This is a genomic window from Kribbella amoyensis, from assembly GCF_007828865.1.
GTDB classification, from domain to species: Bacteria; Actinomycetota; Actinomycetes; order Propionibacteriales; family Kribbellaceae; genus Kribbella; species Kribbella amoyensis.
In genome coordinates, this window is the sequence record NZ_VIVK01000001.1 from 2,130,371 (window position 1) to 2,143,657 (window position 13,287).

The following is a 13,287-nucleotide window of genomic DNA, read 5'->3' on the forward strand; positions in this document are numbered from 1 at the left end:
AAGGGACCGACCACATGCTGGCACCGGAGCGTCACGAGCTGATCCTGCGGAGCCTGCGCCGCCATGGCCGGCTCCGGGTGGCCGAACTGGCCGCCGAGCTCGGCGTGTCCGCGATCACAGTACGCCGTGATCTCGCCGAGCTGGACGCGGCCGGGCAACTCCGCCGGGTCCACGGTGGCGCGGTCGGTACCAGCTCGGCCGGCCGGTCGACCCCGGGCAGCCAGCTCACCGTCGGCATCGTCGTCCCCAGCTCGACGTTCTACTACACCGACGTGATCCGCGGCGCCGAGGCGACGGCCGACCGGTACGGCGCCCGGCTGGTGCTCGGCGTGTCCGGGTACGACGTGAAGGTCGAACGCGAACGGGTCGAGCGGATCCTCGGTCTCGGCGTGGCCGGGCTGCTGATCAGTACCGCGCTCGGTGACGGCCGGGCCAGGGACCTCGGCCGCTGGCTGGACCGGATCGACGTCCCGGTGGTGCTGATGGAACGCGCCTTCGGGTTCCCGCACGTGGCTCGCGAGTACGACCACGTCCGCACCGATCACGCGTACGGTACGGCGCTGGCGCTGCGCCACCTCGCCTCCCTCGGGCACACCCGGATCGGGATCAACCTCAACGCCAGCGTCACCGCGCACTGGCTCCGCCACGGCATCGAACAGGCCGCCAAGGCGCTCGCCGTCGACGTCTTCGTCTCCCCGGTCGAGCTCCCGGCCCGGGGTGAGGACCCGACGACCCTGTCCCAGCTGGACGCCTTCCTGGCCGAGTGCGAGTCCTTCGGTGCGAAGGCGGTCCTGGTGCACTCCGACGAACACGCCGCCCGCCTCCTCGACCGGGCCATGGAGAAGGGCCTCCGGATCCCCGAGGACCTCAGCGTCATCGCGTACAACGACGAGACCGCGGCGCTCGCCGTCGTCCCGCTGACCGCGGTCTGCCCGCCGAAGTACACGATCGGCGAGACCGCCTGCGAGCTCCTCCTCCGCAAACTCCAGGCCACCCAGCCGCACCCGACCCAGCACCTCAACCTCCTCCCCGAGCTGAGAATCCGCGAGTCCTGTGGCGCCACCAACCAGCCGAGAATCCTCGAAAGTCGTTCCGGCTGACGGAACCAGCGCGGGTAGGTTCCCATCCGTGATCGATTTTGTTCATTCGACCGCTGGGGTATTGACGAGGAAAGCCCTTTCCCATACTTTCGCTGCACTCGGTGGTCCGGTGCTCACGGGCCGCCGGGGTCCTCGGAGCGAAGGAGTTCCCCTGTGAGACGTGGTGCTGGACTGGTGGTGCTGGCGGCGGTCGTGGGACTGGTCGCGAGCGCCTGTGGCAACGGGGTGATCGACAAGAGTACGGACGGCGTGCCGCCCGCGGAGGCGACCGGGACGTTGCGGGTACTGCTCCCGTCGTTCCCGACCAGTACCCGGGGACGCGAGGCGTTCGACAAGGTCGTCGAAGACTTCCACAAGGCCTATCCGAAGATGAAGGTCGAGCCGGACTTCGCGACGTACAACAACCTGAACGAGAAGATGTCGACGTCGATCGCGGCCGGCATCCCGTACGACGTGATGGTGACCGGCGTCGGCTGGATCCAGCCGTTCGCGTCGAAGCGGATCTTCGCCGACCTCGGCGACTACGGGGTGACGCCCGAGCTGATCCGGGACAAGAGCACCCCCGGCCTGGTCGAGCCGGCCACCTACGACGGCAAGATCTACGCGTACCCGCTGATCGCCGACGCCCGCGCGGTCGCGTTGCGCAAGAGCGCGTTCCGCGAGGCCGGGCTGGACCCGGAGAAGCCGCCGACGTCGCTCGCCGAGATCAAGGTGGCGGCGGAGAAGCTGACCAAGCGCGACGCCGAGGGCACCATCACCCGGAGCGGGTTCGACCTCGCGTCGGCGAGCGGGTTCCGGCAGTCCTACATCACCTTCCTGGCCTCGACGGGCACGCCGGTCTACGTCAACGGCGAGCCCAACTTCGACAACCAGAAAGGCCTGGAGACGCTGGAGTGGGTCAAGTCGATGATCAACAACGTCCAGCCGTACGGCCAGGAGAACGCGGCCAAGCAGCCTCTCGTCTTCACTGGTGAGGCGGCGATGGGCATCGTGGGCGGCGCGGTCGACTGCTCCGACAAGGGCATCGGCCAGAAGAACTGCGACGACCTGAAGTTCTTCCGGTTCAACAGCGGGAAGGAGATCGAGTACCTGGGTGGTGACCTGGCCTCGATCGGTTCCCGCAGCCGGCACAAGGACGCGGCCTGGTCGTTCATCGAGGCGATGACCAAGCCGACCACGCTGGACGCGATGGCCAAGCTGAACAAGAAGATCCCGGCGTACAAGGACGCGGTGAACTCGCCGCAGGCGCAGTCGAACCCGCTGAGCAAGTTCGTCGCCGAGGGTCTGCCGTACGCGGTCAACGAGAACAGCCCGCCGGCCAACTGGCTGGAGATGCGCGGCAACTTCGACATCCAGCTCACCCAGGCGGTCCTCGGTCAGAAGGATCCCGCCAAGGTACTGGCCAACCTGGCAGGACAGTCACGATGAGCGCCACCCTGGAACACCCCACCAGCAGGGTCACCGAGCCGCGCAAGGTCGCGCCCGCCAAGGACGGCCGCAAGCTGATCCGCAGTCAGGTCCGGACCGGCTGGCTGCTGCTGTCCCCGGCGTTGCTGCACTCCGCGATCTTCATCGTCGTCCCGGTGATCGCGGTGCTCGCCCTCAGCCTCACCGACTACAGCTTCGGTGACTCCTGGAGCTGGGTCGGGTTCGGCAACTACTCCGAACTCTTCCGCGACGTCGACTTCCAGGCGTCGCTGGTGAACACGGTCCTGTACGCGATCGTGGTGATCCCGCTGTCGATGGCGATCTCGCTGGCGATCGCGATCGGGCTGAACCAGAAGATCCGCGCGATCGGCTTCTTCCGGACCGCGTTCTACATCCCTACGGTGACCGCGACGGTCGCGATCGCCACCATCTGGCTGTGGATCTACAACCCGGGCTCGGGTCTGGCGAACGGGTTCCTCGGCCTGTTCGGGTTCGCGCCGAACCAGTGGCTGGCCGAGCCGGGGACCGCGCTGCCGTCGTTGATGGTGGTCGGGATCTGGCAGGGCCTTGGGACCAAGATCATCATCTACCTGGCCGCGTTGCAGGGCGTCTCCCGGGATCTGCTGGAGTCGGCGGACCTGGACGGTGCGAACCGGTGGCAGAAGTTCCGCAACGTCACCTGGCCGGCGCTGGGCCCGGTCCAGTTCTTCGTCCTGATCACCTCGATCGTCGGCACGTTCCAGGTGTTCGACCTGGTCTACGTGATGACCCGGGGCGGCCCCGGGACCGAGACCCGCGTGCTGGTGCTGGACATCTACCAGAACGCTTTCCAGGACCTCAAACTCGGCTACGCGTCCGCCGAGACCGTGATCATGATGATCCTGATCGCGCTCTTCATCGGCGTCGGGCGCCTGCTCCAGAAGGCGGATGTCAATGACTAGCGCAACGGTGCCCGCGGTCTCCGCCGGCAAGCCCTCGATCCGCCCGGGCCGGGTGGTGCTGTACGTGGTGCTGACGATCGGCGCGCTGCTGATGATCACGCCGTTCGTGTGGATGGTGCTGACCGCGTTCAAGAGCGACCTGGAGATCATGAAGTTCTCCTGGCTGCCCGGCGAACTGCGCTGGCGCAACTTCGTCGAGGCGATGCAGACGGCGCCGTTCCTGCGGTACTTCCGGAACAGCCTGATCATCGCCGTCGGTGAGACGGCGTTCACGCTGGCGGTCTGCACGACCGCGGGGTACGCGCTGGCGAAGCTGCCGATCCGCGGTTCGAAGGCGCTGCTCAGCTACTTCATCCTGCTGCTGCTGGTGCCGTTCCAGATCATCCTGGTGCCGCTGTTCCTGATCGTGAAGTCGATCCCGCTGTTCGGCGGCAACAACATCCTCGGCCAGGGCGGCATCGGCTGGCTGAACTCGTGGTGGGGCCTGATCATCCCGCTCGGCGCGGCCCCGCTGTTCACCTTCCTGGCCCGGCAGTTCTACGTGTCGATCCCGAGCGAGCTGGCCCAGGCGGCCCGGGTCGACGGGCTCGGCGAGTTCGGCATCTTCTGGCGGATCATGACGCCGCTGGTGAAGCCCGCCCTGATCACCATCTGCGTGTTCCAGATCGAGGCGGCCTGGAACGGGTTCCTCTGGCCACTGATGATCACCACGTCGGACTCGATGCGGCCACTCCAGCTGGGCCTGGCGATCTTCGCGCAGAACCCGGCGGAGGTGCAGTGGCCGTACCTGATGGCCGGGACGGCGCTCGCGACGCTGCCGATGATCGTGATGTTCGTGTTCGCCCAGAAGCGGTTCGTCGAGGGCATGGCGAACGTGGGCATCAAGGGCTGACGACCCCGGACAAGGAGAAGAGCCGGCGTCGGCCACCTGGGCCGACGTCGGCTCTTGCTGTGCGTCCCACCGCCCCGTGGGACGCACTGTCCCCCCTTGTCGGGTCCCCTTCGCAGGTACTCACCCCGCCCCGGGTGAGCACCTGCAGGGGCCCCTCCACGTTCGGTGGTCCCGAAGAAACACCGGAGCGTCCACCAAGCCCCCCAGCCAGGCCGCTCGTTCCATTTATCGTCACAAGGTGAAGTGCGTTACAGCTTTCCTCAATATTTTTCGCCACACCCCCGCAGGATTTCTGTCAGAACCTTGCTATTGCCGCAAGTTTGTGACCGGCCGAACTCACGCGCTCACCTTTCGTGACTTTTGGGCCGGCGATCTCTGGGGAACTCAGGCAGTCATGCGCCAACGAGTGCTCACGCTGAACGTCCAGAGCGACACAGGCGGCCGGGAAAGGAGCGCGGCGATCAACGCCGAACTGCGCCGGCTGGCTCCGGACGTCGTCGCCCTTCAGGAAGTCCGGTATCCGATCGACGGATGGAACCAGCTCGCCGAGATCCTCGCCGGCACCGGTCTGGCCCACGCGACTCACCAGGCCGACGTCCTCCCCGGCCTGCCGGACCACTTCGCCCACGACGGGACGGCGATCGCGACCCGTCGGCCCCATCGCGTGGCCGATGTCCGGGAGTCCACCGAGGACCCGCACTGGTGGACGCTCGCCGTCGCGGTGGAGCTGCCGGGCTTCGGCGACCAACTAGTGATCACCCCGACGACCCCATGGCGCCTCGACCACGCGGCCGCCCGCGAACGCCAACTGCTCGACCTGACCGAGCTCGACGCGCGCCACCGGACCGACGTCCCCTCCTTGATCGCCGGCGATCTGAACGCCGCTCCGGACTCGGCGGGGATCAGGTACCTCTGCGGCCTGCAGTCACTGCACGGCCGCAGTGCGCATTACGTCGACGCCTGGACGACCGCGGACCGCGGACCCGGTCACACCTGGACGACCGGCAACCCCTTGGGTGCCGCCGAGATCCGCAAGCTCCTCGGCCAGTCGATCCACCACCGCCGGATCGACTACATCTTCACCGGCTCGTCCCACACCCATGCCATCCGCGCAGAAGTCACCAACGCCAGTCTCGTCGGTACCGACCCGCCCCAGCTCAGCGACCACTACGGCGTCGTCGCCGATCTGGAGCTCTACCGCAGGTAGGCGCGGACTGCTCGGTCGGCGAGGACAGCTGGATCGCCGCCCCCAAAGGTGAGCTCGAGGGAACGGGTGGCGCGGAGTACGGCGACGCCGTGCAGGTTCGTCCACAGGCCGAGGGCGCGTTCGCGAGTGTCGTCGGTGTCGGGGGCGGCGGTCCCGATCAGCGTTGCGATCGACTCCAGCAAGGGGAGCGACGTCCGGCGTAGGTTGCCACCCGCACCCTCGAGCAGGTCGTGGCGGAAGATCAGCTCGAACATCGCCGGCCGCTCCGCCGCGAACGCCAAGTAGCGCCGGGCCAACTCGACCAACCTCGCCTCGGCCGCCTGGTCTGTCCCGGTCCTGTGCCCGGCCTTGGCCGGGCGCGGCGCTTCGGATCCGGGCGGTGCCTCGATCGGGGCGGCGAGGCGCTCGGCGAGATCCGCGAGCCCGGTCGCGGCAATCGCGGCCAGCAACGCGTTGTGGGTCGGGAAGTACCGGCGCGGGGCGCCGTGCGAGACGCCGGCGCGGCGCGTGATGGCGCGCAGACTCAGGTCCGCGGGGCCGGTCTCCTCGAGGAGTTCTACGCCGGCCTGGACGAGGCGATCACGCAACGGTGCGGCTTCCACGCGGATATTCTCTCCGACCTGGCCTCGCAGTCACGTAGGATCGCGGTGTGACTGCCGGGTCGGCCTCGAGCCAAGGACGAGTTGGGTTCCCGGCTGCGCGCTGAGCGCGGCGTGGGCCGCTCGGGGCCCTCCTTTCTCCCCGGGCTTCTTTCTTCGGTACTGCCGTCGTAGCTGCGACGGATCCTTTATCCCGCGTTTCCGCGTGGGCACTTCGTGCTGCCCACCGTGCACAGAAAGCAGCGAATGCTGAACGATTTCACCCAGCAGATCATCCAGGAGTTCCGCGCCAACCAGGGCGAGGTCGGCGGACCGTTCGCCGGTGCCCGGCTGCTCCTGCTCACCACCGTCGGCGCCCGCTCCGGGCAGCCGCACACGACCGTCCTCGGCTACTACCCGGACAAGGACGGCCGCGTACTCGTCGTCGGTTCGGCCGGCGGCGGCCCGAAGCACCCCGACTGGTACCACAACCTCCTCGCCACGCCCCGCGTCACCGTCGAGACCGGCACCTTCACGTACGAGGCGGACGCCGCCGTCCTCGAGGGTGCCGAGCGGGACGAGATCTTCGCCCGCCTGGTCGAGGCGGACGCCGGCTGGGGCGAGTACCAGGCCAGGACGACCCGCACGATTCCCGTGGTCGCGCTGAGCCAGATCGATCCCGGCTCACCGCGCGGAGGCTCGTTCGCCGAGACCCTGCTGATGATCCACGGCCTCTTCCGCCGCGAACTGACCGTGATCGGCAAAGAACTCGCCGCCGCCGGACCCAAGCTCGGTGCTCAGCTGAAGATCAACTGCCTGACCCTGTGTCAGGGCCTGCACTACCACCACACGGGCGAAAGCATCGGCCTCTTCCCGGCCCTCCTCGAAGCCCACCCGGACCTGGCCCCGACCATCGCCGAACTCCAGTCCGAGCACGACAAGATCGCCGTCGTGCTCGAAGAACTCCAGCACCTCGTCGGTACGCCGGCACCCCCGGCCGAGGTACTGCCCAAGGTCGACCGCCTGATCGCAGACCTGAACGACCACCTCGATCACGAGGAGGCGAAGCTCATTCCGTTGCTGTGAGGAGTCAGGACAGCTGGTGGGGTGAGCGGCCGTGTTCGTGCTCCCAGCGGAGTCGGTCTGTACCGAAGCCGGCTGCGTGGGCACCATCGTGGCCGCTCGGCCGGCGGCAGAGGTAGTACGGGGAATAGAGGTCGCGGCAGGAGTCGCGGTATGTGGTGTAAGCGAACTCGAGGTCTAACTGGGTGTCGTTGCTCATGGGCGTTGCTCTCTGGGTGATGAACCCCCCAAGGGACATTCGATGCTACGCCCGCTGCCGGATCGCGGTACGGATGCGTCCGGACAGAGAGACGGGAGCAGGATCACCCCTGCTCCCGACTCGCCGTTGACTACTTGATCATTCCGTGCGGATCCAGGACGTACTTGCGGGCCGCGCCCTTGTCGAAGTCCGCGTAGCCCTGTGGTGCCTGGTCGAGTGGGATGACCGTGGCGTTCACGTTCTTCGCGATCTGGGTGCGGTCGTGCAGGATCGCCTCCATCAGCGCCCGGTTGTACCGCATCACCGGGCACTGGCCGGTGGTGAACGCCAGCGACTTCGCCCAGCCGAGGCCGAGCCGGATCGACAGCGAACCGACCTTCGCCGCCTCGTCACTCGCGCCCGGGTCCCCGGTCACGTAGAGCCCCGGGATACCGACCGCGCCACCGGCCCGGGTGACGTCCATGACCGTGTTCAGCACCGTCGCCGGCCGCTCGGTCCCGGCCTCGCCACCGTGCCCGTGCGCCTCGAACCCGACCGCGTCCACGGCGCAGTCGACCTCCGGCCGGCCGAGGATGCGTTCGATCTGGTCCCGCGGGTCGCCCGTGGAGACGTCGATGGTCTCGCAGCCGAAGCTCTTGGCCTGGTCCAGCCGCTCCTTCTGCAGATCGGCGATCATGACGACGGAGGCGCCGAGCAGGAAGGCCGACGTGGCCGCGGCCAGTCCGACCGGTCCCGCGCCGGCGATGTACACCGACGACCCGGTGCCCACACCCGCCGTGACGCAGCCGTGGTACCCGGTGGGGAAGATGTCGGACAGCATCGTCAGGTCGCGGATCTTGGCCATCGCCTGGTCCTTGTCCGGGAACTTCAGCAGGTTCCAGTCCGCGTACGGCACCAACGCGTACTCCGCCTGCCCGCCGACCCAGCCACCCATGTCGACGTACCCGTACGCCGAGCCCGGCCGGTCCGGGTTCACGTTCAGGCAGACTCCGGTCTTGCCCTCCTTGCAGTTCCGGCACCGCCCGCAGGCGATGTTGAACGGGACCGAGACGAGGTCGCCGACCTTGATGAACTCGACGTCCGGCCCGGTCTCGATCACCTCGCCGGTGATCTCGTGGCCCAGTGCGAGACCCGCGGGCGCCGTGGTCCGGCCGCGGACCATGTGCTGGTCACTCCCGCAGATGTTGCTGGCGACGACCTTGAGAATCGCGCCGTGCGGGACCTTGCGGCCCACGTTCGCGGGGTTGACTCCCGGTCCGTCCTTCAGTTCGAGCGTCGGGTAGTCGACGGACTCGACCGTGACCTCACCCGGACCCTGGTAAATAACCGCCTTGTTGCCTGGCACGACTGCTAGCTCCTCTCCGAGAGGCTCCGTCGTCCCGACGGAGCCCGAGCAAGTGATGTCAAACCGCGGTGACCGCCGATAGGCAGACCAGAGGCATCACCAGCTCACGAACCAGCGGAAGACAGTCCGGACCGGGCCGGCCGGAATGCCGGACCCGAAAGGCCACGCGCCGAGGCGGAAGCGGCGCGGTCATCGCTGCTCCAAAGCCCCCCGGCGTCCGTCACCGAGCCACGCGAAGAGGCGTGACCGACAAAGAGCGACGGGATCCCTGCCGACGCTAGCCCGGCACGCGAGGCCAGTCAACGGCCCCGAAAACCCCTGCAAACCAGGGCTGTCCGGCAATCGAAGTCAGGTTCACGGAAGTCGTGGCGTTCCGGGTGTCGAGTCCGTGGCGCCGGCTTCGTCCTAGGTACAACGGTGGCCACGGCAGGCCGCGAAACGAAGAGGGAGAACCGTCATCATGACGATCAAGCGGATGGACAACGTCGGCATCGTGGTCGAGGACCTCACGGCCGCGGTCGCGTTCTTCGAGGAACTCGGTCTCGAACTGGAGGGCCAGGCGCAGGTCGCGGGCCCGGTGGCGGACCAGACCACCGGACTCGACGGCGTCCGCTGCGACATCGCGATGCTGCGAACCCCCGATGGTCACAGCCGCCTCGAACTGGCGAAGTACGTCACCCCGGCGGCGATCGCCCCGGTCCCGGAGAATCAGCCGCACAACACAGTGGGTATGCACCGCGTCATGTTCGCCGTCGACGACATCGAGAACGTAGTCACCCGCCTACGCACCCACGGCGCCGAGCTGGTCGGCAGTATCGCCCAGTACGAGGACACCTACCGCCTTTGCTACGTCCGCGGCCCCGGCGGCATCATCGTCGGCCTCGCCGAACAACTCACCTGAACCCCAGCCTGGTTACTCAGCGAACAGGTCAGCATCACGTATCCGTAATTACCTGTGCTGACAGGCATTCCCAACCTGCGGTGTACGGGTCTGGTACGGGCAGAGGTTTGGCGGGGGTGGCTCGTAGCATGGCGCGCGTACAGGGGGCGGCACGGGGGATTTCGACGAGTAGGTGTGATTTGAGCAAGCTGAAACACTGCGCCCTGGCGGTTCTCGCCTTTGTCCTGGTGCTTTCCGGTTCCTTCGTCGCGAAGGCGGAGCAGAGTGAAGCGGTGACCTATCTGGTCCAGGGCACGAATTACAAGTTCAAGGAGTCCGTCGTCGCGCTCCGCACCTTCAGCGGTAACGGCGGCACGATCAAGATCTCCTTCAACGCTTCCTGCACCTACGGTGTGGCGGCCGGCGGCTACTGGGACGCGCGACTGCAGAAGAAGGTCAACGGCGTCTGGCGGGACGCGGACCAGACCTCGGACTTCGCTTGCTCCACCTTCAAGCGAGTCTCGACGCTCTCCTTCGGCAAGGTCCCCAGCGGCACCTACCGCCTCCGCTTCAACAAGGTCAGCAAGTCCGGCACGGTGACGATCCACTCCTTCGGAGTGTTCCGCGCCTGACCTGCGCAACCGAAACCGGGGTGGCTTCCTGATCAGGAAGCCACCCCGGTTTCGTTCTCCGGGTCATTGCCTAGCTGGCAGGCTTCTGGTCCACCTTGATGTCGTAGCGCACGCTCTTGGTGTCCTTGTCGTACGACGAGATGGTTGCGGTCAGCCCGTACTTCGACGAACCCGAGGCCAGCTCGCAGCGGATGGACTCTCCGGTCTTCGCCTTCACCTTGCCGGGGCAGGTGACCGAGTCGGGCCGCTTGCCGACCGATTTCTCCAACGCGTCGGTGATGCCCTTCTCCAGGGTCTCCTTCGAGATGGACGGATCGCCGAAGCTCACCGAACACCCGGTCAGGGCCACCAGGACACAGGCGGCGCCTGCCAGGGTTGTTCGAACAGCCAGCAACATGTACACAGTCTCCTTGGGGGGTGCCACCGACGCCGATCGCGTGGTGGCGCTTCGGTTACGAGGTCCGACGAGACGGACGCTCGAGCCTACGGATCGGCAACGGCAGTTCGCTGACCGTACTCGTCCCGTACTTCGGCCGACTGTTGCCTCGGGCCCGGAGATTCCGCCGGTACCGGACTGTGCATGCCCGGGCTTTGTCATTCCGGGTTGCGGCGCGCGACGACACGGGTGAATCCGAGCAACCGGCCGGCGTCAGTGCGAAGCATGTCCGCTTCCCACTGCGGTGCCTCGCTGTCGCGATCACAGACCTCGTTCCAGTGCAGCCAGTCCCGCCAACCCTCGGCCAGCCGATCCGCCAGATCGACGGTCACCAAACCGGTCTTCTCCCAGTGCCGGCGCCACCAGTCCGGACTGTGCCACGCGCAGAAATCCCAATGCCAGTACTCCTCGAGCCCGGCGGGCGGATAGCTCGGACACTCCTCGGCCAGGCCGGGCTGAACGATCCCGATCCACCCACCGGGCTTCAAGAACCGCGAGAAGTACCCGAGGTAGAGATCGTCGGTCCCGAAGTAGTGGTACGCCCCGATGCTGATCGCCGCGTCGAAGAACCCGTCCGCGAACGGCAGCTCATGCGCCTCCGCGGAGACCGGATGGACCTGCCCCTCGACTCCCGCGTCGACGATCCGTCCCCAGTTCTCGTCCGGCTTCACCCACAGATCGGTGGCCCACACCTCGACCCCGAACTCCTTCGCCAGAAAGATCGAGCTCAGCGCCGTCCCACAGCCGAGGTCCAGCACTCGCATGCCCGCCTCCAGCGGGATGACCTCGCCCAAGGCTTCCGCTTGCCAGACGGCGTTCGGCCCCATCACCCCGTCGACCATCCACCGCCCCGAATACCGCCCGGATCGCGGGTAGCGCTCATTCTTCAACAGACCATCGAGCTCATCGTCATCCATGCCGCCGCAGTCTTGTTTCGACGTCACACCCAGGCAACCGGTTTTGGGCCTCGAGCCGACTCCCGATCATGGGTGAAACCGCAGGACCCTTTCGACCGGATTGAAAGCATTCTGAAAGTACGGCCCGATGTACTGCGGAGAACAGGCAACGTCTACCGATTGGGACAAGATGACTCGGGGATCGATCATCGCGACAGGTCTGGCAGCCGCGGGACTGACCGCTGGAGCACTACTCGTCGCCGCACCGACACAAGCGGCAACGAGCACGACCGGCTCAACCACCACAGCCGCCGCGGTCGCCGCCTCGCCGTGCCGCGTGGCCGCGAGGGCCCACAGCGACACCATCCGGCTCTGGTACTGCAACGGAACCGGCGGCACCCGCCGGGGCTACCACGCCCAGGCCCTGCTGAACTCCGGCAGCAACGTAACCCTCCGCACCGCCGCCGGCCACCTGGCCGGCTACAAAAAGAACACCACCGGCGGCGTGCTCCCCATCTGGATGAACACCATCACCTGGTGGGAAGGAGCCCCCAGCCCAATGCGAGCCTGCAGCAACGCCCGCTGCACAGGCCTCGCCAGCTGACGAACACCGCTCCTCACTGGCTCCGGTTTCCCCCACACCGGGGCACCCACGCGAACAGGCTCCCCCGGTGTGGGGGAGCCTGTTCGGCGCTGTCAGCGGTGCAGGTCGAGACAGAGGCGGGGGGAGGACGACGCCCCCCGACGAGGGTGCCGGTGGGGTTCTCGTGCCTGACTTTGCTCGACACCCACGCGGGGCGCATCTCGAACCGCCCGCTCTTCAGGGCACCCAGCTAGACGGTGTCGCCGTGAGCCAGTGCTTCGATCACGTCCTTGGAATGGGTTAGCGGCAGCCTGCCGCCCTCGAGTTCGATCCGCGAGTTGGTCTCGGGATGGATCAGCTCGAGCACCCTGACGTTCACTCGCTGGTGGACCTTCACCTCCAGCCCTGCCCTTGAGACCTTGAAGACCATCGCGCCGGGTTCCTTGCTGCGCGACCGGCCCTCGAAGCCGTACACCCCATCGGCGGTCACTCCGACCAGCATGAACTCGGGCATCCCGTGGGCGGCCGCGTTCGCGCGCATGCCACCGATCCCGCCCGCGACGTTTCCGACGGCCTGACCTGCCGAGCCACCGACTTCGCCCAAGCTGCCGCTCACCAAACCGCCGGCGAAGAGCGAGCCGGTCTGGCCGCGGGGGTTGAACTGGCCCGCGGCGATGACCTGATCGGTGATCCCGTCGCGAGTCAGAGCCTCCTGAACCACGCGCTCCATCGTTTCCTCGGACATCGCTCCTCCTGGCGCTCGAGGTCTCTTGCGGTCCCAGGCTCGCAGGTATGGCTCCGGACTGACAGGACACCGAACGAGAAGAAGGCCGATCGCGGATGCGACCGGCCTTCTTCCCAACTCATCCCTGTAGAGCCCGAAACCACCGTCTGACCTGTGGTTTTGCGACTCCGAGGGAGCGGCGGAGGATACGAGATTCGAACTCGTGAGGGGTTGCCCCCAACACGCTTTCCAAGCGTGCGCCCTAGGCCTCTAGGCGAATCCTCCAAGGCGAGAGGATACGGGACGGAGGGGGTGGGGGTGAAATCGGGGGGCGGGGCGTGGGTGGGTGCGTCTAGGGTCGGG

At 67.2% G+C, this 13,287-nt stretch carries 14 protein-coding genes and 1 tRNA gene; 9 read left to right on the top strand and 6 right to left on the bottom strand.

Annotated elements, in window-relative coordinates:
* The first annotated feature begins 14 nt into the window (after window positions 1-14).
* From FB561_RS10185 to FB561_RS10205, 5 genes are all read left to right on the top strand, one after another.
* On the top strand, window positions 15-1,100 hold the full coding sequence (locus FB561_RS10185) for a LacI family DNA-binding transcriptional regulator (RefSeq protein WP_145805396.1): 1,086 nt from the start codon (window positions 15-17) through the stop codon (window positions 1,098-1,100).
* A 153-nt stretch (window positions 1,101-1,253) separates the two neighbouring features.
* A complete protein-coding gene (locus tag FB561_RS10190) occupies window positions 1,254-2,528 on the top strand; it encodes an extracellular solute-binding protein (RefSeq protein ID WP_145805398.1) in 1,275 nt (424 codons plus the stop codon).
* Complete coding sequence (locus tag FB561_RS10195; protein WP_145805400.1) at window positions 2,525-3,469, top strand: carbohydrate ABC transporter permease; 945 nt, start codon at window positions 2,525-2,527, stop codon at window positions 3,467-3,469. Before FB561_RS10190 ends, FB561_RS10195 begins: the two co-directional genes overlap by 4 nt.
* Window positions 3,462-4,361, top strand: a complete 900-nt coding sequence (locus FB561_RS10200; protein ID WP_145805402.1) for a carbohydrate ABC transporter permease — start codon at window positions 3,462-3,464, stop codon at window positions 4,359-4,361. The genes FB561_RS10195 and FB561_RS10200 overlap by 8 nt, the downstream gene beginning before the upstream one ends.
* Before the next feature lie 394 nt (window positions 4,362-4,755).
* Window positions 4,756-5,568 carry an endonuclease/exonuclease/phosphatase family protein gene (locus FB561_RS10205; RefSeq protein ID WP_145805404.1) on the top strand — a complete coding sequence of 271 codons (813 nt, stop codon included), beginning with the start codon at window positions 4,756-4,758 and terminating at the stop codon, window positions 5,566-5,568.
* Here the strand turns inward: FB561_RS10205 and FB561_RS10210 are convergent.
* Entirely contained in the window at window positions 5,556-6,170 is a 615-nt protein-coding gene (locus tag FB561_RS10210) for a TetR/AcrR family transcriptional regulator (RefSeq protein ID WP_145805406.1), read from the bottom strand. The two genes, FB561_RS10205 and FB561_RS10210, sit on opposite strands and share 13 nt — an antisense overlap.
* 243 nt (window positions 6,171-6,413) lie before the next feature.
* Between FB561_RS10210 and FB561_RS10215 the strand changes: the two genes are divergently transcribed.
* The gene (locus FB561_RS10215) at window positions 6,414-7,232 is read left to right on the top strand and encodes a nitroreductase/quinone reductase family protein (RefSeq protein ID WP_145805408.1); all 819 of its coding nucleotides are present in this window, start codon (window positions 6,414-6,416) and stop codon (window positions 7,230-7,232) included.
* A 326-nt stretch (window positions 7,233-7,558) separates the two neighbouring features.
* Here the strand turns inward: FB561_RS10215 and fdhA are convergent, their stop codons facing one another.
* On the bottom strand, window positions 7,559-8,773 hold the full coding sequence (gene fdhA / locus FB561_RS10220) for a formaldehyde dehydrogenase, glutathione-independent (protein ID WP_145805410.1): 1,215 nt from the start codon (window positions 8,771-8,773) through the stop codon (window positions 7,559-7,561).
* 460 nt (window positions 8,774-9,233) lie between these two features.
* Here fdhA and FB561_RS10225 point away from each other — a divergent pair, with 460 nt between their 5' ends.
* A complete protein-coding gene (locus FB561_RS10225) occupies window positions 9,234-9,674 on the top strand; it encodes a VOC family protein (protein WP_145805412.1) in 441 nt (146 codons plus the stop codon).
* A gap of 128 nt (window positions 9,675-9,802) precedes the next feature.
* Complete coding sequence (locus tag FB561_RS10230; protein ID WP_145805414.1) at window positions 9,803-10,285, top strand: hypothetical protein; 483 nt, start codon at window positions 9,803-9,805, stop codon at window positions 10,283-10,285.
* Between the two features lie 70 nt (window positions 10,286-10,355).
* Here the strand turns inward: FB561_RS10230 and FB561_RS37825 are convergent, their stop codons facing one another.
* Together FB561_RS37825 and FB561_RS10240 are read right to left on the bottom strand one after the other, a co-directional pair.
* Window positions 10,356-10,682: a DUF4333 domain-containing protein gene (locus FB561_RS37825; RefSeq protein ID WP_170284619.1), complete on the bottom strand. Its 327-nt coding sequence runs from the start codon at window positions 10,680-10,682 to the stop codon at window positions 10,356-10,358.
* Window positions 10,683-10,879: 197 nt separating this feature from the next.
* Window positions 10,880-11,638, bottom strand: a complete 759-nt coding sequence (locus tag FB561_RS10240) for an SAM-dependent methyltransferase (RefSeq protein WP_145805418.1) — start codon at window positions 11,636-11,638, stop codon at window positions 10,880-10,882.
* Window positions 11,639-11,765: 127 nt separating this feature from the next.
* On the opposite strand from FB561_RS10240, the gene FB561_RS10245 reads away from it, so the two are divergent.
* Window positions 11,766-12,221, top strand: a complete 456-nt coding sequence (locus tag FB561_RS10245) for a hypothetical protein (RefSeq protein ID WP_145805420.1) — start codon at window positions 11,766-11,768, stop codon at window positions 12,219-12,221.
* 229 nt (window positions 12,222-12,450) lie between these two features.
* Here FB561_RS10245 and FB561_RS10250 read toward each other — a convergent pair whose 3' ends face one another.
* Both FB561_RS10250 and FB561_RS10255 read right to left on the bottom strand, forming a co-directional pair.
* Window positions 12,451-12,945 (bottom strand): hypothetical protein, encoded by a 495-nt coding sequence (locus FB561_RS10250; protein WP_145805422.1) that lies wholly within the window; start codon window positions 12,943-12,945, stop codon window positions 12,451-12,453.
* 179 nt (window positions 12,946-13,124) lie between these two features.
* A tRNA-Ser gene (locus tag FB561_RS10255) sits at window positions 13,125-13,209 on the bottom strand.
* Between the last annotated feature and the right edge of the window lie 78 nt (window positions 13,210-13,287).